The following is a 1,568-nucleotide window of genomic DNA, read 5'->3' on the forward strand; positions in this document are numbered from 1 at the left end:
TCAACGATTGCGCGGCAGCGAACGGGCACCCGGAAACGCGCTTCCGCCGGATCGGCTTCGACCATCAGCCCGATTTCGCCGATGTGGGCCTGCGCCGCACGGTCCACCGCTATCCTTTCGTTCCCGAGGCGATTGAGACGCTGGACGCCGATTGTTACGAGGCATTCAACATCCAGGTCGAAGGCCTGCGAAAGCGCCTGACCGCCGCCGGCGCAAAGCGTCTGGTGATCGGCGTGTCGGGCGGCCTCGATTCGACCCACGCGCTGCTGGTCGCGGCCAAGGCGTTCGACCGGCTGGGTCGCCCGCGCAACGACATTCTCGGCTTCACCATGCCCGGTTTCGCAACGGGTGACGCGACCAGGGCCAGCGCATGGGGGCTCATGCGGGCGCTGGGCATCACCGGAGAGGAAATCGACATCCGCCCCGCCGCGCGGCAGATGCTGGGCGACATGGGCCACCCCTTTGCCGCCGGGGAACCGCAATATGACGTGACGTTCGAAAATGTGCAGGCGGGCCTTCGCACCGATTACCTGTTCCGGCTGGCCAATCAGCGCGAGGGGATCGTGCTGGGCACGGGCGACCTGTCCGAACTGGCGCTGGGGTGGTGCACTTACGGCGTTGGCGACCAGATGAGCCATTATGCCGTCAATGCCGGCGTGCCCAAGACACTGATCCAGCATCTGATCCGCTGGACCATTGCCAGCGGCCAGGTTGACGATGCAGTGGGCGCCGTGCTCGAGACGATCCTGTCGACCGAAATCAGCCCCGAACTGGTCCCCGCCGACGACACCGGCGCGATGCAGTCGACCGAGGGGCGGATCGGTCCCTATGCGCTGCACGATTTCTTCCTGCATCATGTCGCGCGCCAGGGGCTGGCGCCGTCGAAGATCGCGTTTCTGGCGTGGCACGCCTGGGCCGATGCGGCGGCGGGGCACTGGCCTGCCAACCTGCCGGACGACGCGCGCGGCGCCTATGACCTGCCGACGATCGCCAAGTGGCTGGAAAGCTTCCTCGACCGCTTTTTCCGCACCAGCCAGTTCAAGCGATCCGCCATCCCCAACGGGCCAAAGGTCGCAGCGGCGGGGGCGCTATCGCCGCGCGGCGACTGGCGCGCGCCATCCGACGGGACGGCACGCGCCTGGATCGAGGAATTGCGCGCAGGGCTGCCGCCGCTTTGAGCGGTCAGCCCAGATAATGGCGCTCGGCGGCCTCGGTCGCCTCGACCGCCAGCACCTGTCGCGCTTCTCCGGCGGTGCGGGGCTGCCCCCGATGATCGGCGGCGGCGTCGAGGACGCGGTTCAGCAGTTCCTGGCCCTCGATCCAGCCGCCAATGCCGCTGGCGGCATTCAGATGGCCCTGTGGTCCCACGTCGATGAAATGGCTGCCCCATCGGCTCGCCAGATTATGCGCCTGCTCGACCGCGATCCACGGATCGTCGCTCGAGGCGACCACGATCGACGGAAAGGGCAACAACTGACGCGGCGAAGGCTTGAACGCGGCCAGATCGGGATGTGCGCCGGGCCGGTCGACATCGGCGGGCGCGACCAGCAGCGCCCCCGCGACCGGCC

2 protein-coding genes are annotated in these 1,568 nt (G+C 68.0%); one reads left to right on the forward strand and one right to left on the reverse strand.

The window, feature by feature from the left end; all coding sequences use genetic code 11:
• The coding region (locus VL973_RS05050) for an NAD(+) synthase (protein ID WP_325282941.1) at nucleotides 1-1,178 on the forward strand (1,178 nt) is incomplete at its 5' end.
• Between the two features lie 4 nt (nucleotides 1,179-1,182).
• Here VL973_RS05050 and VL973_RS05055 read toward each other — a convergent pair.
• The coding region (locus VL973_RS05055; RefSeq protein ID WP_325282942.1) for an RBBP9/YdeN family alpha/beta hydrolase at nucleotides 1,183-1,568 on the reverse strand (386 nt) is incomplete at its 5' end.

Origin of the sequence: Sphingomonas sp., from assembly GCF_035490575.1 — a bacterium.
Classification (GTDB): Bacteria; Pseudomonadota; Alphaproteobacteria; order Sphingomonadales; family Sphingomonadaceae; genus Sphingomonas.